Annotated in this window: 23 protein-coding genes; 19 read left to right on the top strand and 4 right to left on the bottom strand. The window is 50.8% G+C overall.

What is annotated here, in order from left to right; all coding sequences use genetic code 11:
- The first annotated feature begins 338 nt into the window (after positions 1 to 338).
- Positions 339 to 1,640 (top strand): glycoside hydrolase family 5 protein, encoded by a 1,302-nt coding sequence (locus A1332_RS12155; RefSeq protein WP_197491449.1) that lies wholly within the window; start codon positions 339 to 341, stop codon positions 1,638 to 1,640.
- Between the two features lie 115 nt (positions 1,641 to 1,755).
- Here the strand turns inward: A1332_RS12155 and A1332_RS12150 are convergent, their stop codons facing one another.
- From A1332_RS12150 to A1332_RS12140, 3 genes are all read right to left on the bottom strand, one after another.
- Positions 1,756 to 2,349: a DedA family protein gene (locus A1332_RS12150; RefSeq protein ID WP_064008760.1), complete on the bottom strand. Its 594-nt coding sequence runs from the start codon at positions 2,347 to 2,349 to the stop codon at positions 1,756 to 1,758.
- A 57-nt stretch (positions 2,350 to 2,406) separates the two neighbouring features.
- Positions 2,407 to 2,757 carry a hypothetical protein gene (locus A1332_RS12145; RefSeq protein WP_064008759.1) on the bottom strand — a complete coding sequence of 117 codons (351 nt, stop codon included), beginning with the start codon at positions 2,755 to 2,757 and terminating at the stop codon, positions 2,407 to 2,409.
- 82 nt (positions 2,758 to 2,839) lie between these two features.
- Positions 2,840 to 5,527, bottom strand: coding sequence for a cation-transporting P-type ATPase (locus tag A1332_RS12140; protein ID WP_064008758.1), 2,688 nt, complete (start codon positions 5,525 to 5,527; stop codon positions 2,840 to 2,842).
- A gap of 360 nt (positions 5,528 to 5,887) precedes the next feature.
- On the opposite strand from A1332_RS12140, the gene A1332_RS12135 reads away from it, so the two are divergent.
- The 11 genes from A1332_RS12135 to A1332_RS24795 all read left to right on the top strand — a co-directional run bounded on the left by A1332_RS12135 (position 5,888) and on the right by A1332_RS24795 (position 15,132).
- Positions 5,888 to 7,276, top strand: coding sequence for an OpgC family protein (locus A1332_RS12135; RefSeq protein WP_064008757.1), 1,389 nt, complete (start codon positions 5,888 to 5,890; stop codon positions 7,274 to 7,276).
- Positions 7,277 to 7,299: 23 nt separating this feature from the next.
- Positions 7,300 to 8,508 (top strand): cation:proton antiporter, encoded by a 1,209-nt coding sequence (locus A1332_RS12130; RefSeq protein ID WP_064008756.1) that lies wholly within the window; start codon positions 7,300 to 7,302, stop codon positions 8,506 to 8,508.
- A gap of 86 nt (positions 8,509 to 8,594) precedes the next feature.
- Complete coding sequence (locus A1332_RS12125; RefSeq protein ID WP_064008755.1) at positions 8,595 to 9,206, top strand: DUF502 domain-containing protein; 612 nt, start codon at positions 8,595 to 8,597, stop codon at positions 9,204 to 9,206.
- Between the two features lie 46 nt (positions 9,207 to 9,252).
- Positions 9,253 to 9,795: a hypothetical protein gene (locus A1332_RS12120; protein ID WP_064008754.1), complete on the top strand. Its 543-nt coding sequence runs from the start codon at positions 9,253 to 9,255 to the stop codon at positions 9,793 to 9,795.
- A 277-nt stretch (positions 9,796 to 10,072) separates the two neighbouring features.
- Positions 10,073 to 11,515 carry an exo-beta-1,3-glucanase gene (locus A1332_RS12115; protein ID WP_231890278.1) on the top strand — a complete coding sequence of 481 codons (1,443 nt, stop codon included), beginning with the start codon at positions 10,073 to 10,075 and terminating at the stop codon, positions 11,513 to 11,515.
- A gap of 72 nt (positions 11,516 to 11,587) precedes the next feature.
- A complete protein-coding gene (locus A1332_RS25310) occupies positions 11,588 to 11,797 on the top strand; it encodes a hypothetical protein (protein WP_157204003.1) in 210 nt (69 codons plus the stop codon).
- Between the two features lie 106 nt (positions 11,798 to 11,903).
- Complete coding sequence (locus A1332_RS12110) at positions 11,904 to 13,019, top strand: inorganic phosphate transporter (protein WP_064008752.1); 1,116 nt, start codon at positions 11,904 to 11,906, stop codon at positions 13,017 to 13,019.
- Between the two features lie 19 nt (positions 13,020 to 13,038).
- Positions 13,039 to 14,082, top strand: coding sequence for a methyltransferase domain-containing protein (locus tag A1332_RS12105; protein WP_064008751.1), 1,044 nt, complete (start codon positions 13,039 to 13,041; stop codon positions 14,080 to 14,082).
- Between the two features lie 8 nt (positions 14,083 to 14,090).
- Complete coding sequence (locus A1332_RS12100; RefSeq protein WP_064008750.1) at positions 14,091 to 14,696, top strand: sigma-70 family RNA polymerase sigma factor; 606 nt, start codon at positions 14,091 to 14,093, stop codon at positions 14,694 to 14,696.
- Complete coding sequence (locus A1332_RS12095; protein WP_064008749.1) at positions 14,689 to 14,889, top strand: zf-HC2 domain-containing protein; 201 nt, start codon at positions 14,689 to 14,691, stop codon at positions 14,887 to 14,889. Before A1332_RS12100 ends, A1332_RS12095 begins: the two co-directional genes overlap by 8 nt.
- 15 nt (positions 14,890 to 14,904) lie before the next feature.
- The gene (locus A1332_RS24795; RefSeq protein WP_082879671.1) at positions 14,905 to 15,132 is read left to right on the top strand and encodes a GDCCVxC domain-containing (seleno)protein; all 228 of its coding nucleotides are present in this window, start codon (positions 14,905 to 14,907) and stop codon (positions 15,130 to 15,132) included.
- Positions 15,133 to 15,138: 6 nt separating this feature from the next.
- Here A1332_RS24795 and A1332_RS12090 read toward each other — a convergent pair whose 3' ends face one another.
- Positions 15,139 to 16,035: an HD-GYP domain-containing protein gene (locus tag A1332_RS12090; protein WP_064008748.1), complete on the bottom strand. Its 897-nt coding sequence runs from the start codon at positions 16,033 to 16,035 to the stop codon at positions 15,139 to 15,141.
- 229 nt (positions 16,036 to 16,264) lie between these two features.
- Here A1332_RS12090 and A1332_RS12085 point away from each other — a divergent pair, with 229 nt between their 5' ends.
- The 7 genes from A1332_RS12085 to A1332_RS12055 form a co-directional block, all read left to right on the top strand.
- Positions 16,265 to 16,573 (top strand): hypothetical protein, encoded by a 309-nt coding sequence (locus A1332_RS12085; RefSeq protein WP_064008747.1) that lies wholly within the window; start codon positions 16,265 to 16,267, stop codon positions 16,571 to 16,573.
- A gap of 17 nt (positions 16,574 to 16,590) precedes the next feature.
- Positions 16,591 to 17,469 (top strand): DUF692 domain-containing protein, encoded by an 879-nt coding sequence (locus A1332_RS12080; RefSeq protein ID WP_064008746.1) that lies wholly within the window; start codon positions 16,591 to 16,593, stop codon positions 17,467 to 17,469.
- Positions 17,466 to 18,254, top strand: a complete 789-nt coding sequence (locus tag A1332_RS12075) for a DNA-binding domain-containing protein (RefSeq protein WP_064008745.1) — start codon at positions 17,466 to 17,468, stop codon at positions 18,252 to 18,254. The genes A1332_RS12080 and A1332_RS12075 overlap by 4 nt, the downstream gene beginning before the upstream one ends.
- On the top strand, positions 18,254 to 18,811 hold the full coding sequence (locus A1332_RS12070; protein WP_231890277.1) for a DoxX family protein: 558 nt from the start codon (positions 18,254 to 18,256) through the stop codon (positions 18,809 to 18,811). The genes A1332_RS12075 and A1332_RS12070 overlap by 1 nt, the downstream gene beginning before the upstream one ends.
- A gap of 11 nt (positions 18,812 to 18,822) precedes the next feature.
- The gene (locus A1332_RS12065; protein ID WP_419865991.1) at positions 18,823 to 19,470 is read left to right on the top strand and encodes a DUF3047 domain-containing protein; all 648 of its coding nucleotides are present in this window, start codon (positions 18,823 to 18,825) and stop codon (positions 19,468 to 19,470) included.
- A 2-nt stretch (positions 19,471 to 19,472) separates the two neighbouring features.
- On the top strand, positions 19,473 to 20,435 hold the full coding sequence (arsS, locus tag A1332_RS12060; protein WP_064008742.1) for an arsenosugar biosynthesis radical SAM (seleno)protein ArsS: 963 nt from the start codon (positions 19,473 to 19,475) through the stop codon (positions 20,433 to 20,435).
- A 230-nt stretch (positions 20,436 to 20,665) separates the two neighbouring features.
- Positions 20,666 to 20,908, top strand: a 243-nt coding sequence (locus A1332_RS12055) for a hypothetical protein (RefSeq protein WP_064008741.1), incomplete at its 3' end; no start/stop codon positions are given.

Genomic DNA, 20,908 nt, shown 5'->3' with positions numbered 1-20,908 from the left:
TTTAGGGTGCATCAAGAATCACACCATGGGCGTATTCAGAATAATTATCACACCGCGAAACTTGGTTCGCCCCATTCGCACAGGATTCATCATGGAATCACTACCCCATCCAGTACCAGCAGGTAATCCGCAACTGGATTCTTAAGTGGTTTTGCCTTAATGGTTATCTTCATCAACCACATGCCGGTCAATTCCCGATTTCACTACAAAGAGGCTTTGGCTCAGATTAAGCGACGCGGCGGAAATGTGTGTTTTCCTGTCTGGAGTTGCCGGGACAGTCGGCTATGCACGCTGTTCGTGTCGCAGAGGTCTTTGGCTGGGCCGTGCGAGGAAATCTTATGACGACGCTGGCTAGAGTACAGGTTTTGCTCTGGACGCTGATGCTATCGTCGCCTTTATGTTATTCCGCTTCAGATTTCCTGAAAGTGAATGGAAAAAACATCAGGGACCATTATGGCAAGGGTAAAAAGGTTTATCTTTACGGCACCAATCTGGGTGGTTGGAAGATGCATGAACCCTGGATGTCACCATTAACCGGGGCATCAAACGAGTGGGATGCGCGCAATATTCTAAATGATCGTTTTGGTAAAGAGGCTGTCTGGGATCTGTACAACACTTACTGGGATTCCTGGATCACGGAAATCGATTTCAAGAACATCGCCGATGCCGGTCTCAACTGTATCCGCCTGCCAATCTATGCACTTAACCTTATGGATGATGAAGGTAACTGGAGACTGGATGATACCGGCGCCATTGATTTATCCCGCATTGAATGGACCGTAAATAAAGCACGGCAATATGGGCTCTACACCATACTTGATCTGCATGGTGCGCCGGGTTCACAAAATGGAACCCATCATTCAGGCCGACAAAACGGCTCTTTGCTTTATTCCAGTCCGTTCTATCAGAATCAACTGGTAGAATTTTGGGAAACCCTGGCCAGGCGTTTTAAAGGCAATGCCGCTGTGGCCGGTTATGACCTGCTCAATGAACCCTCGGAGACCTTTCCCGGTCCCATGGGTTCTAGCGTAATTAGCATTTATGACCGCCTGTATCACGCTATCCGCAAGGTAGATCCAGACCACATCATCATCATGGAAGCTATATGGTGGTGGAATACGCTGCCGAATCCCCGAGAGAAACATTGGCACAACGTCGTCTATTCTCTGCACTATTACCAATGGCAAGACAATGAAGACTTCACGGTGATGAAAAAAGCTGTGGATGGTTGGATAAGGGACGCTAAAGTATGGGGTACAAAATATAACGTACCGCATTTTGTCGGGGAATTCACGCTATTCGGAAATGCGGAATCCTGGAATTACGGGCTTAAAAAATTGACTGAATCTGGAAGCCACTGGACAACTTGGTCTTATAAGGTGTTGGGCCAGAATAACTGGGGTATGTACAACACAGCAACGCAAAACGGCAATGTTGCCAATATTGATACGGATGATTTAATCACTATCAAATACAAATGGAGCCAGTGGAATACGCCGGAGTTTTTTTCGCCCAATCCTATCGTCATCAACGCCATGAAAAAAGCAACCAAAGGCCGAAACCTGAAACGACCAATTCAAACCTTTACCGCCAAATTAGAAAAACAGACGAAACCAAAAATTGTAAAGAAGACAAAATAACCGCATTGTCGAAAATACCCGGTGCTTGAGGCCTCTTTTCGCGGCACGTCGGCGTGCCAACACCATCCAGCAATTTAGCGGTTATCATTCAAGGTAACCGCTGGTGGCTGCCGGCTTATGCCTTACTCGCCCTCGCTTTTTTAAAGTAAAGATAAGCGCCGATCAACAGCGCCAAAATAAAAATGGCGATATTCACTTCCTGGATAATTATGACGATTTTTTGTCCATAGTGATAATAAACACTGAGATACACCATTACCGACACCGAGCAGGCCAAAAAATCGGCTGCCGCAAATTTAACGGCATTCATTCGACCAAGCCCCGCAGTCAAAAACAACAGGTTTCGGATGCCAAACGGCACGAATCGTCCGAATAACAGTGTCAATATGCCATAGTTTCGATAATAGTCCGATACCTTGTCGATTTTGTTATTATCCATTAGTTTCGAAAAAAAACGCCAATGACGTAGTCGCGGTCCCAATACTCTGCCCAAGCCGTAGCAAATCAGGTCCGAACCATAAGCCCCGGCATAAACCGCAGCAAACAAATGCGGCATGTGCTCAGGGTTTCTCGACGCGAAAGTTGCCGCCACGAACAGCATGCCATCTTCAGAAATAGGGATATTAAAACCGGCCAGTAATAACAAACCAAATATTATCCATGGAGCATATTCAATATGGTTTTCTATTAAGGCAACAATACCCCCCATTGGCATGCCCCTGTATCAACATTTCTTGCAATCGAATGACATTGCGCGATTATTTTATTATTCCTTGTTGTTGAAGTCCTTGCATGCAAGATAACCCATTATCGAGCCCCACACGATCATGTACAAGCCATGCAAAATGATTTCAAAATTAAGCCTATAGGCTTCTATATAGTAATCGTACAAATAATCCAGAAAGGCTATGGCCAATATTACTTTAAGCGCACTGGTAAATTTTAATTTCTGAGCATAAAAAGCGTTGACACCTAAAATAAAAAAGCCCAGAAAAAATCGAATCGCCGCATGTTTCCCCCACTCCCAATTCAAAAACGGCATTTTCAGCATCGCCATGTTAACGAAATACAGGCCTATTAAGCCTATGGCGAACACCGCCCATAAAATTCTTTTCATAACCCAAAGCCCCCGCTAATACGATAAAAGAACTGCCGTCGTTCAAAACTTGCATCGCCCCTTGAAAACAATCCCTCGCTGATCAAGCGCCTCTTCGGCGTCGCAGCAGGAATTTTTCCACACCGACGGTTGCATAGATCGCAATACCTATACCAATAATCAGCAGCCACTCATCATAACCAATGGCCGCGCTGCCGAACAATTTCTGCATGGGCGGCCAGTAGGTAAACAGCAATTGCAGTAGGGTCATGCAGCATACGCCGAATATCAGCCACCCATTGGAAATTACCCCGACGTGAAACATCGAATACCGAAGCGAACGGCAGTTGAACAAGTAAAATAGCTCGCCGAAGACAAACACATTCACGGCCACCGTACGGGCTTTCATCAGTGATTCTCCGTGCGACAACTCCCATTCGAACAGACCGTAGGCGCCGATCAACAGCAGGGTCGCGACCAGGCAAATACGAAATACTAGGTGTTTAGTCAAGATCGGTTGTTCTGGTTCTCGCGGTTTGCGTTTCATCAAGCCGGGTTCCTTAGCCTCAAAAGCCAACATCAGCCCCAGCAGCACAGCCGTGGACATGTTGATCCAAAGAATTTGCACGGGGGTAATCGGCAATGCCACATTGGCGAGTATGGCGGCGGAGATGACCAAGCCTTCGCCAAGATTGGTCGGCAAGGTCCAGACGATAAATTTCACCAGATTGTCGAACACACCACGGCCTTCCTCCACGGCGGCTTCAATGGTGGCGAAATTGTCGTCGGTGAGCAGCATGTCGGCTGCCTCCTTGGCGACTTCAGTGCCGTTTAATCCCATCGCCACGCCAATATTGGCTTGACGCAGTGCCGGCGCGTCGTTGACTCCGTCGCCGGTCATCGCCACCACATGGCCTTGGGCTTGCAACACCCTTACCAGTTGCAGTTTTTGTTCCGGAGCGATGCGAGCGTAAACGGAACACTTTGCCACCCGTTCGGGAAGTTGGCTTTCGTCGATATTCTGTAATTCGGCGCCGCTGATGACTTGCTCCGTGCCTTGCATGCCCAATTGCCTGGCAATCGCCTGAGCGGTGATGGGATGGTCGCCGGTAATCATCTTGACTTGAATCCCAGCCTGGTAACAGGCTGCGATTGAAACTGCGGCTTCCGGGCGTGGTGGATCGATCATGGCTTGCAAGCCCAGAAACGTCAGGCCACTCATCACTTCGTCATGCTGGACCACGTCATAGTGGTGGTCGGCACGGGCAAACGCCAACACCCGCAAACCCTGTGCAGCCATGCTCTCAACCTGGCGTTGCAACAAGGCTTTATCCAATGCCGTCGGCTGCATTTGACTATCAAAAGCCGCGTCACACCGGGCCAGCAGACTTTCCAGCGAACCTTTCAAATAAACGTGGCGTGCATCCATGGCTCGATTGTGATGAAGCGTGGCCATGAATTGATGCTGGGATTCAAACGGAATGCTATCCAGGCGAGGATGTTCGGCGCTAACGCTGACATGATGCAAGCCAGCCTTGTGCGCTGCCACCAACAATGCGCCTTCGGTGGGGTCGCCCTCTATGCGCCAACCGTCGGCTCCGGCAAGCAGCCGGGCATCGTTGCATAACAACCCGGCTTTCAAACATTCCAGCACAGCGGGATGCTGTTGTGGAACAATAGGTGCCCCGTTGCGGCGCAACTCGCCATCGGGCGCGTAGCCCGTGCCGGTGACTTCAAACAATTCGCCGCCCGCAAACAGGACTTGCACGGTCATCTGATTTTGCGTCAGCGTGCCGGTTTTGTCTGAACAAATCACCGTGGTGCTGCCCAGGGTTTCCACTGCCGGCAGTTTTCGGATGATGGCGTTGCGCTTTGCCATCCTGGATACGCCGATCGCCAGGGTAATCGTCAACGCGGCGGGCAAACCTTCGGGAATTGCGCCGACCGCCAGCGCCACCGCGGCCATGAACATGTCCAGCATGGCATGGCCGCGCCAAACGCCCACGGCAAAAGTGACAACCGCAAGACCGACGATGACCCACAACAACAATCGGCTGAACTGGCTTATTTTTTGAGTCAGCGGCGTTTCCAGATCGGTGGCGCTGGCAATCATGCGATTGATCAGACCGATCTCGGTGCTGTCGCCGCTTTCCACCACCACGCCCAGTCCGCTGCCATAGGTCACCAGAGTCGAGGAATACGCCATGTTGCAACGATCGGCCAACACTGTGGCAACCTCCAGCGTAGCCAGACGCTTTTCTACCGGCACCGATTCTCCGGTCAGTGCCGATTCGTCGATTTGTAGTTCGCGGATTTGCAATAAACGCAAGTCGGCGGGCACCTTATCGCCGGATTGCAGCAACACGACATCGCCGGGCACCAGTTCATCTGCGGAAATGGCGCGGCGTTGGCCGTCGCGCAACACCGTGGAGGTGATCGTCAACACTCGGCTCAACGCATCAATCGCTTTCAGGGCGTTGGCTTCCTGAATAAAGCCGATAATGGCATTGACCAGTACCACGCCAAATATCACGCTGCTATCGACCCATTCCTGCAAAAAAGCAGTGACGGCCGCGGCAACCAGCAGGATATAAACCAGCGGTTGATGAAATTGCTCGAGCAGCAAGCGTAACGGGCTTTTTCCGCGTCGCGGAGTCAGACGATTGGGGCCATATTGACCAAGACGCCGCTGTGCTTCAGTTTCGCTCAAACCTTGCTGAATATCCACCTGCAGGCGAGTCTGCAAGGCTTCTGGTGAAAGATGGTGCCAGGATGTTTTGGGGGGATTCATGACCTACTCCAAGCAGTTGCGACTAGAAAAAGTCCCTACATCATCAGGCCTAGCATAATCGACGCTGACGCTCATTGCAAAACTTGACACTTCTTCAATATTCATTGTCGACTGACAGATATTATCTTTTATGAACCACCACGGTCTGATTTGCCGTGTTGAAAGGTTGATGAAAGGTTGCATCGCTATCATTATCAGGATTTGTTAAAAATCCAGGCATGAACCATAAGGCCTGCACTGGAATTATGCTGGGGCGTGTCATCTGCATTTTAGGGTGACATGACGATCAGCACATGGGCTTATTCAGAATAATTACAACGTAGCGGAAGCCGATCCGCCTTAATCGCCAAAGGATTCACGATGGAATCACAGCTCAATCCAGTGCAAGCGCGCAACCTGCAACTGGATTTTTTTCGCGGCGTCGCCTTGATGATTATCTTCATCAACCACATGCCCGCCAATCCCTGGTTCTGGTACACACCATCACGATTCGGGCTCAGCGATGCGGCGGAAATATTTGTGTTTCTGTCCGGATTTGCCTCGGCGATTGCCTATGGCCGCAGCTTTGATCGGGCCGGGCTTTGGCTGGGCAGCGTCCGAGTGCTGCATCGCTGCGGGCAAATCTACGCCGCGCACTTGGCCTCGTTTTTATTGATGGCAGTGATTTGTGTGCTCGGTAACCGCTGGATGGTCGATGCGGATTACATTCAGCGACTCAATATTGCTTACTTCTTCGATAGCACACAGCAAGCTGTATTGGACATATTCAGCCTGGCCTATGTCCCCAATTATTTTGACATCTTGCCGATGTATTTGGTGTTGATCTTGTGGGTGCCGATGGTGTGGGGGTTATCCCGTCTGCATCGTTCATTAGCACTGGGTTTTCCGGTTTTGATTTATTTCGCAGCCTGGCAATACAACTGGGAATTAACGGCGGACCCGACTACCGGCCGCCCCTGGTATTTCAATCCCTTTAACTGGCAATTGATGTTCTTTACCGGTTTCGGGTTTGGCGCCGGTTGGCTGCGAATACCTGACAGGCATAGGGGACTCATGCTGTTTTGCGCGATTATCGTGTTGGTATCTATTCCGCTGGGACATGAAGCCACTTATAGACAAGTGGCGTTTTGGGGGGAGTTGCGCACACGGCTGGAGCCATTATTGGATAAGAGCCATCTGGGACTGTTGCGCTGGGTTCACCTGCTGGCACTGACCTATCTGATGAATCAACTCTTCAAATGGAAACCCCAGTGGCTATCCATGCGGCTGCCACGTTGGATCATCAGAATGGGGCAACAATCGCTGCCGATTTTTCTGTGCTGCATGAGTCTGTCTTACATCGGCGGTATAGCGCTGGACTGGTCGGGACGCGATGAGGCCAGCGTGACCCTCGTTAACCTGGCGGGTATAGGGCTGATGTTGTTGACTGCTCAGGCCTTGGCCTGGTTGGATAGTAAACCCTGGAAATTGCCGGCCGGGCATTTTGGCCCAAAGCAAGCTTCAACCCAAAGTGTATCGGCGGATTTGAAGGATATTTCCTGCAGTTGGGGCCAACAAGCATTATTGCTGCCATTCTTGATCGGTTTGGCGGTATTGCCGATGCTGTTATTGCAAGGGAAAAACACTATCGGCACCGGCTCACCAGACATGATGGTGAAATCGCCAAACAGCGATGATTTCCGGAAAGTGAACGCCGTTATGCCAAAGAGCGATCCAGAAACAGTATTGGAAAACCAACAACAGCTTTAGCCAGAACTTCAGGGGATAGTGCGATGGAAGCTCAGGCAGTTCATCAGTTTTTCTTTCAGTTGATGGTCATTTTGCTGACTGCTCGGCTGTTTGGCGAATTGTTCGCACGCCTGAAAAGTCCGCCGGTAGTGGGTGAATTGTTGGCCGGAGTGATCCTCGGTCCGAGTTTGCTGGGTTGGATGGAACCGAGCCAGGTCATCAAGTTATTAGCCGAGATCGGCATCATATTGCTGCTATTCGAAGTCGGGTTGGATACCGATATTCGCCAATTGGCAAAAACCGGCTGGCAGGCCTTATTCGTCGCGGTCAGCGGCTTTGTTTGGCCGTTCGTGTTTGGTTTCGGTCTCAGTCACTGGCTATTCGACCGCAGTTTGCTGGAATCGCTATTCATCGGCGGTACCCTGACCGCCACCAGCATTGGCATTACCGTCCGCGTTCTCACCGATTTAAAACGCCAACACAGCCGGGAAGCACAAGTCGTATTGGGCGCGGCCGTAATCGACGACATTCTCGGCGTGGTATTGCTGGCCGTTCTTTACGATTTTTCTCGGGTAGGTCAAATCAACACCGCCAATGCCATGCAGGTCATAGGCTTCATCGCGATGTTCTTCGTTTTGGCCCCGCTGTTTGCCAAAGCTATTTCCCTGGTGATTCGGCAATTTGCCAAGATCAGTCAGACCGACGGCCTGATTCCCACCCTGATCGTCTCTCTGGTGTTGTTCTTTGCTTGGCTGGCTCACGAAATGGGAGCGCCGGAATTACTGGGCGGCTTTGCTGCGGGGCTTGCTCTTTCTCGACGTTTTTTTCTGCCTTTCGGTATGGCTTTGCATGAAGACGCGGATTTTACCGGGCGTATCGAAGCCCAAATGCGGCCCATCATTCAATTATTCGTGCCGATATTTTTTGTGATGGTCGGGCTTTCCCTGAATCTACGTGAAATCGATTGGACATCGCCATTCATTTGGTGGTTTTCCGTCAGTCTGTTCGCTGTTGCGATCTTCGGCAAATTGTTAGGTGCGCTATTAATACGTGGGCCCTGGACGGAGCGTCTGGCTATCGGTATCGCCATGATTCCGCGTGGCGAGGTAGGCCTGATTTTTGCCGAACTCGGCCGTACCTCGGGTATTTTGAATAACGATATCTACGCAGCGCTGATTATCGTGATCGCCATGACCACGCTGCTTTCGCCGATGTTGTTGAAAGGTTATTACCGTTACCTGCGATTAGCATGATCTGTTTTTGCTGAGCACCAAACGTTTCGGATGATGTCTGAGACATGCTTACATCCGAACAAACGTCACTTCACAAGGGGTAAAACATGAAAGAAAACATTCGAAAATTTCTTGACTATTTTCTGTTGGGCGTCCTGTCGGTATTGCCGATCCTGGTCGTCGTGCAAATCGTTGTCCTCATCGAACGTTTGCTGCGGGATACGTTTCTGAGCGTTCATGGATATTACGAAAACTACTGGATGACGGCTTTTCTGTTCACCATCACCATTCTGTTGCTGATCTTTTTAGGCTATCGGATTCGGCATGGGAAAGGAAAGACTTATATGGTTTCCCTCTTGGAATCGTATCTTGAGAAGTTGCCGATACTTAGTACCGTGTACCGAGTGAGCAAAAAAATCATCGGCATATTTTCCGGCGAAGGCCAGGATAAGCCACGGGAAGTCGTCTACGTCGAATATCCCAAGGACGACGTCTGGGTGCCGGCTTATGTCACCAATCATAAGGGTGAGCTTTATGTGCTGTATGTGCCCACGTCGCCTAATCCCACCTCGGGATTCACGGTAATGGTCCACGAATCCAAGATCGTCAGATCCACCATGACCTTTGAAGAAGCCTCCAGTTTTGTCATCAGCGTCGGTGTCGATTTTGCGAAACTCGAAGACGCGGCAGCCAAATTGATTCAGCAACACCCCAAATGACGATTTTCCGCACCGCAAATTAATAATAACCAAAGGAACCCGAAGCATGTATGACGATGAAATAATGGACGAGACCAATCCCGCCAAACGCCACTTCGGTATCGAACAAACGGTATTTATTCTATTGGTTCTGTTGTCGCTGGTAGGCATTTTCATCACCGACTTTAACCCCGATGACGGTTATGGCTATTGGCTCCTAATGGTGTTCGTCTTTGGTTTGCTGTCCGTTTTCGTTGCCCGGTTACAAGCCAAAAGCGGTGATGTGAGCTTCGGTGACATCATTAAGGCACAGGGCATGCATTGGCTACACACCATCATCGTCGTAATTGCCGCCACTTTTCTGAATAAATCCGGGCAGTTATCCGGTGTTAGTGCTGACTTGGTGATACTGTTGATATTGGGATTGTCCACCATGCTCAACGGTTTTCATGTCGGCTGGGAGTTTAGCCTGCTGGGATTTTTTCTGGTGGGTTGCGCGGTGATCATTGGCTATGTCCACGCCTTTATGTGGGCCTGCGTAGCGCTTGCCGTGGTGATAGTGAGTGCTTCTTTTATGCGCGCCTTTTGGTTTCGTTCCGCGGATGATTAGCTCAAAACACAAATTTAATCGGGAAACTACCAAAATTCTACTTTGCCTGATCTTTATAGTATTCATTCATGGGATATTGGCGTGGATTACCAATTTACCCGAAGATGTTGGAGTCGACGTACCCTCGGGTCGATTGATGAGCCTGTCGTTTGCGCCGTTTCGGGATGGGTTCAGCCCCATAAAACAAAAATTTCCACTACCTGAACACATTGATGAAGATTTAGGACTTTTGGCAGACAAAACCTTTGGCATTCGCACTTACTCCACACTCGGAGGCATGGAATCTACCCCTGATTTTGCGCGCAAATATGGGGTGGATATGATATTGGGCGGCTGGCTCGGTGACGGCAAGGAAGGCAATGCGCTAGAACTAGAGGCATTGATCAAATCAGCCAATGCCCATCCTGATGTGGTGAAAAGGGTTATCGTCGGCAATGAGGTGTTGCTTCGAAATGATTTAGACGTCGACAGCCTGATCGGGCACATCCGCGAGGTCAAACAGGCAATCAATCAACCGGTTTCATATGCCGATGTTTGGTCGATCTACCTGCGCTACCCTCAACTATTTAATGAAGTGGATTTTGTTTCCATCCACATTCTGCCTTACTGGGAAGACGAACCGATAGGAATCAATCGCGCAGCCGAGCATATTGAAAGGATATTCAAACAAGTCGAGGACAAAATGCTCAGCATGGGGCTGAACAAGCCTATCCTGATCGGTGAATCCGGTTGGCCGGGTATCGGCCGGCAACGCGGTTACGCGAGACCCAGCATCGTCAATCAAACCAAATTCATCCGCAGCATGGTGCAAGTCGCAAACCAACATGGTTTCGACTATAACCTCGTCGAAGCCTTTAACCAACCCTGGAAGAGCCAGCATGAAGGTGTGGTGGGAGCCAATTGGGGCTTGATGTCCATCGATCGTAAATCCATTCTGTCGTTAGCCGGCTCTGTCAGCGAAAACCCGAACTGGCCCATGCACTTTGCCTTGGCGACAATTTTATGGTTATTGATTGTGGCGGCCTACTTCAAAAAACTACGGTGTTTTTCGTTGCCACGTTTATTGCTGTTTTTGGCGCTGGGCCAGGCATTTTCGGTTTGTCTGGTAACGATCGCGAATTTTCTTTGGTTCACCAGTTACAGCGAGTCGCAGCGCGCGTATGCCATATTCATGGTGTCGGCTAATGCCGCCCTAGGCGGTTTATTGATGCAGCGTTTTCACGATATATTGACTGGCAAACCCGATGATAGGCGACTCGCAAAACTATTGAGAGTCGTTTATCTGATTTTCATTCCGATAGCGCTCTATAAAACCCATGGACTAGCCTTCGACGGCCGCACGCTTAGTTTTCCGAATGATCAATTTGCAATCCCCGTGCTCGGCGTGTGCTGTTTGGCCGTTTGCATGTGGATCGGGATAAGAAGATTGGAATGGCAAACGCTGGCATTTGACAGCATGACGGGAGGAAATTTGCATATGCCTATTGATAAGCTACTCGCCTTCGCTTTAAGCATCGAGGCCTTGGCATTGGTAGTGGGTGAAACCAAGGCGTTTATGAACGGATATGATTTTATTCAGGCTCACCCTGATTTCATGGAAGGTCTGCCATTCGCATTGGCTTACACGTTTCATAATCAGCAGTTAACGACATGGTTGCTTTGCATACTGATTTTGGCTATCCCCTTTTGGATCCAGATCCCTCGAGGAACGAGGGCCTAAATGTGGGTGCTTCTTTTTATGCACACTTTTTGGTTTCGTTCTGCTGATGATTAACTCAATTGGAGTAGCGCTATGAATATAAGTCTTAATTGGTTTATGAGATTGGATAAAAAAAATCGAATTGCTGTTGTGCTGTCGATATTATGGGTGGTTGTGGTGCCTTTTTTCGTGATTCCTTATGCCGTGGAGTCTGGTGGTCCTATTGAGCATTTTCTTTGGTGGGGACTATTCCCTTTGTTCTTGTATTGGGGGCGTCGCTTTTGGGTTAGGAAATGGTTTTAAGTGATGGCGCATGATCATTGTTTCTGATTAGCTGAAAATTTTTGTAAGGTTTGATCCTCTCCTGACGACTTAGAGCAACTAGTCGACCCAATCCAGGAGATTTCTCATGCTCACCAGCATTTTATTTATCAGCATTTGCTTTCTGGCCTATGCCAACGGCGCCAATGATAACTTCAAGGGTGTGGCGAGTTTGTTCGGTAGCGGCACCGCGAACTTTCGGCAGGCGCTGACCTGGGCGACGCTGACGACGTTGGCCGGTTCGCTTACCGCGCTGCTTTTAGCTCAGACTTTGCTGGTCAAGTTTTCCGGCAAAGGCTTGGCGCCGGACGAATTGATACACACGCTACCGTTTATGATTGCCGTCGCTGGCGGCGCTGGAATGACGGTGATTCTGGCGACGCGTTACGGCTTTCCGATTTCCACGACCCATGCTTTATTAGGCGCCATGGCGGGTAGCACTTTATTAGCGACATCCGGCAATATCAGTCTGGCACCGTTGCTGAGCAACTTCGTGCTGCCATTGCTATTGAGTCCGTTTGTGGCGTTATTATCGGCCGGCTTGTTGTATCGAGGTCTGAGTATGTGGCGTAACCATAGGCAACTAACTAACAACCTGTGTTTATGCATTGAAAACCCGGAAAGTCTGGCGCTGGCCAGTAACGTCAATATGACCCTGGCAATCAATGTCCCGTCTCTAACGCTTGATCGTCAAGAAGCTTGCGTTGCGCGACAAGCTAGCCAGATTTTGGGGTTAAATCTTGAACGCCTGCGCGATGGACTGCATTTTTGCAGCGCCGGCGCGGTTTGTTTTGCTCGCGGTCTCAACGACACACCGAAAATTGCCGCCTTGCTGTTGCTGGCGCCCGGTTTTGATTTGCAATGGATCATTATCCTGGTGGCTATGGTGATGCTGCTGGGTGGCGTATTCAATGCGCGGCGGGTGGCGGAAACCATGAGTCATAAAATCACGTCCATCTCTCACGAGCAGGGCTTGTCCGCCAATCTGGTGACCGCATTGTTGGTGATTTCCGCCAGCAAACTCGGCATGCCGGTCTCCACTACCCATGTTTCGGTAGGTTCATTATTCGGCATTGGTTTGGTCAGCGGCAAGGCCAATTCAGGAGTGATCACGTCGATTGCCTTATCCTGGCTTTTGACCTTGCCGTGTGCGGCTGTCTGTTCCGCCGCAATCTCATACTACCTAAACGCCTATCTTCAATAATAAAAACGCGAGAGCTCTCATGACTACCAGTATCGAAATCAGCGAATCGGTTCGCCATTATTATGGCCAGGTTTTGCAATCCAGCGACGACCTGAAAACCAGTGCCTGTTGCAGTATCGACGCCATGCCTAGCTATTTAAAAGCGCTACTGGCGGGATTGCATCCGGAAGTGCTGGAACGTTTCTACGGCTGCGGCTCACCGTTGCCGCCGGCTCTGAAAGGCAAGACCGTGCTGGATTTGGGCTGCGGCACTGGTCGCGACTGCTATCTTTTGTCGAAACTGGTCGGTCCGACAGGCCGGGTAATCGGCGTGGATATGACACCTGAGCAGCTGGAAGTCGCCGTGCGTCACCGCGACTGGCATGCCGAGCGCTTTGGGTTTGCCAATGTCGAGTTTTTGCATGGTCATATCGAAAACCTGGCCACGGTCGGTATCGCCGATAACAGTATCGATGTGGTGGTCTCCAACTGCGTGATCAATCTATCGCCGGAAAAACCTCGTGTGCTATCGGAAATCTTCCGGGTGTTGAAACCGGGCGGCGAACTGTATTTTTCCGACGTGTTTGCCGACCGCCGCATCCCGGTCGAACTGCGCCAAGACCCGGTATTGCTGGGCGAGTGTCTGGGCGGTGCCTTGTACTGGGAAGATTTTCGGCGCATTTTGCAGGACTTAGGCTGCCCCGATGTCCGCAAGGTCAAGCAAAATCCCATCAGCATCGACGACCCCGAGGTATTCGCCAAAATCGGCATGGTCCAGTTCGATTCGGTCACGGTGCGCGCCTTTAAAATGCCTTTGGAAGATCGTTGTGAGGACTTCGGCCAAGTCGCTGTCTATTTGGGTACTATCGATCAACAGCCACACAGTTTCGATCTGGACGACCACCATCATTTCGAGACCGGTCGGCCGTTAAGAGTCTGCGGCAACACCGCCGACATGCTGGCGTGCAGCCGCTACGGCGATCACTTCCATGTATTGGGCGACAAATCCCGGCATTTCGGCTTATTCGATTGCTCACCCGGACCCGGCAGTGAATCGGCCAAGGCTGATAGCGCCTGTTGCTGAGTACCGCGATGAACACATCCAATCAATTGAGCGAAGCATTATTGGCCGAACATCGGCCGGTGATGTTTCGTTATGCCTTGCTGCAACTAAAAGATACTGAATTGGCTGACGACGCCGTGCAAGAAACCTTGCTGGCCGCGTGGCAAGCGTCCGCCAATTTTGAAGGCAAGGCCGGCTTACGCACCTGGCTCATCGGCATTTTGAAACACAAGATCGCCGATCACTGGCGGCGCAGTGCGCGTGAAGTCGTCACCGCTGAGTTCGATCAAATCGATAACGATGAGGACGAATCAGACGAAGACGCGTTTTTCATGAGCAACGGCCACTGGAACGGCGGTCCGACCACCTGGAACGATCCCGAAGCGGCACTCAAGCAACAGGAGTTCTGGGCCATCTATGAAACGTGCCAAAACAATCTACCGCCGAAAATGGCCAAGGTATTCATGCTACGCGAACTGGTGGGCCTGGAAGCCGAGGAAGTGTGCCGGGAAACCAGTTTAAGCGACGCCAATTATTGGGTCACCATGCATAGAGCCCGATTACGGCTGCGCGAATGCCTGGAAATTCGCTGGTTCAATCAATCAAAAACAAAAAAGGAGCATCGTCATGCGTAGTTGTCGCGATATTACCGCCCTGGTATCACAGGGTTTGGATATGAAACTTAGCTTGGGCGAACGCCTGGCGATAGGGGTGCATGTGATGATGTGTTCCCGCTGCAGAAACTTTCAAAGCCAGACTCAATTCATCCGGAAAGCCGCGCATCGCTATACCGAGCAATTGCAGCAGCAGTTGGATAAAAAATCATAGGGCATTGTTATGGCTATCAACGAAGTCATTTTGGAGTCTACATTGACCTGTCCAGTTTGCGGGCACCGCAAAACCGAGACCATGCCCAGCGATGCCTGTCAGTGGTTTTACGAATGTCAGAACTGCCATACCCTGTTAAAACCCAAGCCCGGCGATTGTTGCGTATTCTGTTCCTATGGCAGCGTCCCTTGTCCGCCGATACAGTTGCACGGCAAACAGGCCGGGTGTTGTGGCAAATCCTGACCTCATTCAAAACCAATCGCTTAACCGCCGCAGCCAGCTTTTACCACCGCCACTATCGACCGGCAAATACGGCAGCGATTCATCCAGTAGTCTTGCCAGCAAATCATGATCAATCAGCGCTTGTAAATCCGCTGCGTTGCCTTTTTGCATCGTTGGTTTCAATGCCAGCTTGCCTTGCTGTTTTTCCAGAGCAAAGCCGTTACCGCATACCCGGCAAAACACCTTGTCGCCAGCTTTCTGGTGTTTATGCACGACCACAACCGGTCCGCACATCGGGCATTCGCGCATCGGAATGCCGGTATCACTGTGTCCGATGATCCCATCCAATTCACTGGATTGTGCCAACTCGATGAAATGGCGACCGAAATGCAGATCAAATTGTTGGTCCAAATTCATCTCGATCTGCTCGATGGCCGCTGTCACCGGCATACCCTTCCGATAAGGCCGGGTGCTGGTCATCGCGTCAAAGGCATCTGCAATCCCAACGATACGCGCGGCTTCAGGAATCTTTCTACCGCCTAAACCGGACGGATAGCCCCGGCCATCAACTCGCTCATGATGACTTAGCACCGCATCCATTGCCAACGGCGCCAAAGGGTGCCCCTCTAACACTTGAGCGCCCAAGGCCGGATGAGTTTTCATCACGGCATATTCTGCATCGCTGAGTTTGCCGGTATTGTTAAGAATGCTGTCCGGTACGCCGACTTTGCCCAAGTCATGTAAAAAGCCGCCCAGCCCGGCAATAACAGCGTCCTGCTTGGAAAACCCGCAAGCCAAAGCAAGTCGCGTCGAATACTGCGACACCCGCCATAAATGCCCGCCGGTATAAGGATCACGGGCTTCAACCAGAAACGCCATGCTGTAGAGCGTATGCAGTAAATCCTGAGTATGGGTGTTTTTCATAGCTTGCCCTTGTCGGATAAGTCAATTTGATTAGATGCGGCCTTGACCACTGATTAAGTCGCAACTTAACAGCCTTTCCTTACAGCACTCTTTGAAGTTTTTTTAGCGCTGACTTCATGTGTCGATAGGTCGAAAAAATTTGTAAGGAATTCAAACTGACTCCGACTGATGGGGCAGGAAGGCAATATTGCTTGTCCTGATCATTCATCAAATACCTGGAGAAAACACCATGAACAGAAAAACCTTATCTTTGACTTTAAGCAGTGCTTTGGCTTCGACCTTACTGAGCGCGGCTCCCGTCATTCAAGCCGGCGAAAATCCGTTTGCGATGTCTAGCATCAATCCTACTCAGTTGGCGGCTGCCGATGATAAAGCTAAGGAAGGTAAATGCGGCGAAGGCAAATGCGGGGCCGATAAGGCTAAGGCTGCATCAGGCGATAAGGCGGCTGAAGGCAAATGCGGTGCTGACAAAGCCAAAGAAGCCAGTTGCGGCGCTAACAAAACCGAAGGCGCTAAAGACGCCCCCGCAGGCAAATAAGCTTGGGACTACCGCCGATGTATCTATCCAATCCCAATGTTTTCGGACTTTCCGGCGCAGGACTTGGTTTGCGGCGGGCGCTGTTGCCCGCGTTACAAGCCTACGTACCGGACAGCATAGCCTTTTTCGAAGTTTCGCCGGAAAACTGGGTAGGCGTCGGTGGTCGTCTCGGCAAGCAGTTCCGCAGTCTGACCGAGCGTCACCGTTTCGTGGCGCACGGCTTGGCGCTGTCGTTGGGCGGCCCGGCACCGCTCGATACCGCGTTTTTAGGCGAACTGAAACAATTCCTCGATCATCACGATTTTGCCCTGTACACCGAGCACTTGAGCTTTTGCAGCGATGAGGGACATTTTTATGACTTATACCCGATCCCTTTTACGGAGCAGGCGGTCAAGCATGTCGCTAACCGTATTCGTCAGACTCAGGACATTCTGGAACGACCGATTGCTTTGGAAAACGCTTCCTACTATGTCCAGCCGCCCCACGCGGAGATGGACGAACTGAGCTTCATCAATGCGGTATTGGCCGAGGCCGACTGTTATCTGCATCTGGACGTCAACAACATCTACGTCAATAGCGTCAATCACGGCTACGACCCGGTGGCGTTTTTACGCGGCCTGCCCGGCGAGCGCATCGTTTATGGGCATGTTGCCGGCCACGACCTGGAACCTTCGGGCTTGATCATCGATACTCACGGACAGAACACCATCGAACCGGTATGGGACTTGCTGGCCGAGGCCTATCGAAGCTTTGGCGTATTTCCGACCTTGGTGGAACGAGACAGCAACATTCCGCCATTGGCCGAGTTATTGGTAGAAGTGGAACGGATTCGTACCTTGCAACAGAGTCTTCAACATTGCCGAAGCACACATGGCATCAGCGAGGTTGCGGCATGAACCCGACACCAGCTTTTCAACAACAGCAACGACAGTTTCTGAATTATTTGCGTCAACCGCAAGCGGCTCAATTACCTAATGGATTCGCGCCCGAGCGACTGGCCGTGTATGTCGATCTGCTCTACAACAAATTCGACGAGAGCCTGACGGCCTGTTTTCCGGTCATTCACAGCATCTTATCCAAAGATGACTGGCGGGCATTGCTGCTGGATTTCATCGCCAAACATCGCTGCCTGACACCGTATTACCGGCAGATTCCCGACGAATTTTTGCAGTATCTGCAACAGGAACGTCAGCATCCCGATGATTGGCCGTTTCTGGCCGAACTAGCGCATTTCGAATGGATCGAATTGCAATTGTCGATTGCCGAGGCCGAACCGGTCACGCGAAAGCAGTTGTCCGATGCCGAATTGCTCAACAATGTGCCCGTGTTTGCACCGGTCATCCAATTGCTGCACTACCACTGGCCGGTGCAGGACATCGGTCCAAACTTTCTACCAAATGAACCGCCCGAAACGGCTACCCATATCCTTGGTTTTCGCGATAGCGAGGATCAAGTGCAGTTCATAGCCCTAAACCCGGCCACAGCCAAGCTGATCCTGCTGTTAAATAACGGCCTGAGCGGACAACAGGCACTACAGGCACTACAGGCGATGAGAAGAGCCGAAATCACGGACACACAATTTTTAGAACTCACCCAATTCGGTCAGCACATTCTGGCTGATCTACATAGCCAGGGCGCGATTATCGACATTCGCCCGGTTTGTACTTTGGAGCCTTACTGATGAACAACCTCCCTAAATCCGCCCAAGACCCTTGTACAGCCTGTCTGATTCCTTCCTGCATCGAGCGGCTATGCACTATGCCCAGCCTGCTTTCTCGCTGTTTCGACAGTAATTTACAGGGCTTGGCGCCAATTTTTCTACGTCTGTTGTTGGCTTACGAGTTCGGCGAAGCCGGCCTGGAAAAACTCCATGGCGATAACTGGTTTGCCGATGTGAGCTTCCCATTTCCGTTCAGCTTATTGCCCACGGATTTTAGCTGGACCTTGGCCACCGGCTTGGAGATCATCGCCCCGATTGCGTTGATATTGGGATTCATGACTCGCTTTTTTAGTGCGGCGTTGATGATTTTAACCGTGGTGGCGATCGTCGCCGTGCATTGGTCAGCCGAGTGGCACACATTGGCCGAATTATGGAAAGGCTATGCCATCACCAATCAAGGTTATGGCAATTACAAATTGCCGTTGGTTTATTTGTTCATGCTCGGTTCGCTGCTATTGAGTGGTAGCGGACGCTTGGCTATTGATGCCTGGCTGAAACCACACGCGTCCTCAATGTAAGTAGGTTAATGATGAAAACTGTCTGGTTGCTACTAATAACGATATTGCCGCTGCATCACGCGGCGGTTGCCGATACTAAACTGGCAATCGGCGAGTTCAGCCAGAATCGCCTGGAGGGTTGGGAGCATAAAAGTTTCAAAGGCGAAACCCAATACCGTCTGCAAGCTATTGATGGCGTGACGGTATTGACGGCCGATAGTCATGCCGCCGGTTCCGGCATGTTCAAAGAGCAGCATATCGATCTGGAACAAACCCCGTTCCTGAACTGGTCGTGGCGCATCGGCAATCGTTTGACCGGCTTGAATGAACAAAGCAAGGCTGGTGACGATTACCCGGCGCGGGTGTATGTGGTGGTCAAAGGCGGGCTGGCGTTTTGGCAAACCAAGGCCATCAATTATGTCTGGGCTGGCAACACGAAAAAGGATACCGTCTGGCCCAATGCCTTTGCCGGTGATCATGCAATGATGTTGGCCTTACGCGGGCCGGAAGCGTCGCTAAATGTTTGGCAAGCCGAAAAGCGTAATATCAGGGCCGATTTCAAGCAACTATTCGGTGAAAACATCAGCGCTATCGATGCCGTCGCAATCATGACCGATACCGATAATGGTGGTGGTCAGGCTGCCGCCGCTTATGGCGACATCTGGTTTTCCAAGGATTAAGCATGCACGATACCAAAGCTCTGCTGATCGACAGCGACTTTCCGGCCCTATTCCGCAAGCCGCTGGAAGTGTTGCAAATCAATCTAGGCTATTTGTGCAATCTGAGTTGCTTGCATTGTCATGTCAATGCTGGCCCCAAACGTACCGAGATGATGAGTCGGGAAACCGTTGATCAGGTGCTGGCTTTAGCCGAAGCTGCTAACATTCACACGCTGGATTTGACCGGCGGCGCACCGGAAATGCATGCCGATTTTCGCTATCTGGTACGAGCCGCGCGTGATCGTGGCATCGAGGTAATTGACCGTTGCAATCTGACCATTCTGGAAGATCCGGCATACGCCGATCTTGCGGAATTTCTGGCCGCGCAGCAGGTCAATATCGTCGCCTCCCTGCCGTGTTATCTGGAAGAAAATGTCGACAAACAACGCGGTAAAGGTGTGTTCAAAGACAGCCTGGCGGCCTTGCTGCGTTTGAATCGGCTGGGTTATGGCCGCCCGGACAGCGGATTGGAATTGAATTTAGTGTTCAACCCGCAAGACGCCGTGTTGCCGCCTGAGCAACAGCCACTGGAACTAGCGTACAAACGGCACTTGCAGCAACATTACGGCATCGTCTTCAACCGCCTGTTTGCCATCGCCAATATGCCGATTCAGCGCTTTGGCAGCACCTTGATCAGTCATGGCCGCTTCGAATCATATCTGACTTTACTGAAAAGCAGCTTTCGTGCCGACAACCTTGAAAACCTGATGTGCCTGAATTCCCTCAGTATCGACTGGCTAGGCTATGTCTATGACTGTGATTTCAATCAGATGCTGGATTTGTCATTGGGCGCCGCAACCAAACCCAAACTACATATCAGCGAATTGCACCCGGAACAACTCAAAAACGCACCGATCGCCACCGCCACCCATTGTTACGGTTGCACCGCCGGCCAAGGCAGCAGCTGCGGCGGGGCTTTGCTCTGACTTTGGCCTTATCCGGGCTTAAGCAAGCAATGCAAAAGTGCTTGCTTGGAGGTCCAGCGCATTACATAAAACGTGCAAGAATTTACAGAATATAACCTTAATGGTATGTTTTGAACAAAGAGCCTAGCTTATCATTTTCATCGTCAGAGCTTAATTGCTTGGATTTTTGCGCATTGATTTTTGCCATACAGCGCGCTCCAAATCTACATTTTTGTTAGAGGTTATCCTGGATGTGTAAATCGATTGGCTTCAATGCCGCCGCTGGTAATTGCTTTGCAAAATTACTTGATCTGCATCGCACCGCCATCCGACTCGGCATATACCGCCGCTCCGGCAAGGTCGCCTTGGTGATAGGCACCCTGTTGAATTTGATCAATCAGCCGCAGGCCGTGTTCGGCCTGCTGTGTTTGGATTACCCGGCGATGCAGAGTCTCGATGTGGTCAAGGCGCTATTAACCTATAGCGTGCCTTTT

The sequence above is a fragment of the Methylomonas methanica genome (assembly GCF_001644035.1).
GTDB lineage: Bacteria > Pseudomonadota > Gammaproteobacteria > Methylococcales > Methylomonadaceae > Methylomonas > Methylomonas methanica_A.
The sequence above is the reverse complement of the archived record's forward strand: the minus strand, read 5'-3'. Positions and strand labels throughout refer to the sequence as shown.

Bases quoted from the DNA above. Each gene is read 5' to 3' on its own strand.
- A1332_RS12155 (WP_197491449.1), top strand. From the start codon at position 339: ATGACGACGCTGGCTAGAGTACAGGTTTTGCTCTGGACGCTGATGCTA.
- A1332_RS12150 (WP_064008760.1), bottom strand. From the start codon at position 2,349: ATGGGGGGTATTGTTGCCTTAATAGAAAACCATATTGAATATGCTCCA.
- A1332_RS12145 (WP_064008759.1), bottom strand. From the start codon at position 2,757: ATGAAAAGAATTTTATGGGCGGTGTTCGCCATAGGCTTAATAGGCCTG.
- A1332_RS12140 (WP_064008758.1), bottom strand. From the start codon at position 5,527: ATGAATCCCCCCAAAACATCCTGGCACCATCTTTCACCAGAAGCCTTG.
- A1332_RS12135 (WP_064008757.1), top strand. From the start codon at position 5,888: ATGGAATCACAGCTCAATCCAGTGCAAGCGCGCAACCTGCAACTGGAT.
- A1332_RS12130 (WP_064008756.1), top strand. From the start codon at position 7,300: ATGGAAGCTCAGGCAGTTCATCAGTTTTTCTTTCAGTTGATGGTCATT.
- A1332_RS12125 (WP_064008755.1), top strand. From the start codon at position 8,595: ATGAAAGAAAACATTCGAAAATTTCTTGACTATTTTCTGTTGGGCGTC.
- A1332_RS12120 (WP_064008754.1), top strand. From the start codon at position 9,253: ATGTATGACGATGAAATAATGGACGAGACCAATCCCGCCAAACGCCAC.
- A1332_RS12115 (WP_231890278.1), top strand. From the start codon at position 10,073: ATGGAATCTACCCCTGATTTTGCGCGCAAATATGGGGTGGATATGATA.
- A1332_RS25310 (WP_157204003.1), top strand. From the start codon at position 11,588: ATGAATATAAGTCTTAATTGGTTTATGAGATTGGATAAAAAAAATCGA.
- A1332_RS12110 (WP_064008752.1), top strand. From the start codon at position 11,904: ATGCTCACCAGCATTTTATTTATCAGCATTTGCTTTCTGGCCTATGCC.
- A1332_RS12105 (WP_064008751.1), top strand. From the start codon at position 13,039: ATGACTACCAGTATCGAAATCAGCGAATCGGTTCGCCATTATTATGGC.
- A1332_RS12100 (WP_064008750.1), top strand. From the start codon at position 14,091: ATGAACACATCCAATCAATTGAGCGAAGCATTATTGGCCGAACATCGG.
- A1332_RS12095 (WP_064008749.1), top strand. From the start codon at position 14,689: ATGCGTAGTTGTCGCGATATTACCGCCCTGGTATCACAGGGTTTGGAT.
- A1332_RS12090 (WP_064008748.1), bottom strand. From the start codon at position 16,035: ATGAAAAACACCCATACTCAGGATTTACTGCATACGCTCTACAGCATG.
- A1332_RS12085 (WP_064008747.1), top strand. From the start codon at position 16,265: ATGAACAGAAAAACCTTATCTTTGACTTTAAGCAGTGCTTTGGCTTCG.
- A1332_RS12080 (WP_064008746.1), top strand. From the start codon at position 16,591: ATGTATCTATCCAATCCCAATGTTTTCGGACTTTCCGGCGCAGGACTT.
- A1332_RS12075 (WP_064008745.1), top strand. From the start codon at position 17,466: ATGAACCCGACACCAGCTTTTCAACAACAGCAACGACAGTTTCTGAAT.
- A1332_RS12070 (WP_231890277.1), top strand. From the start codon at position 18,254: ATGAACAACCTCCCTAAATCCGCCCAAGACCCTTGTACAGCCTGTCTG.
- A1332_RS12065 (WP_419865991.1), top strand. From the start codon at position 18,823: ATGAAAACTGTCTGGTTGCTACTAATAACGATATTGCCGCTGCATCAC.
- arsS (WP_064008742.1), top strand. From the start codon at position 19,473: ATGCACGATACCAAAGCTCTGCTGATCGACAGCGACTTTCCGGCCCTA.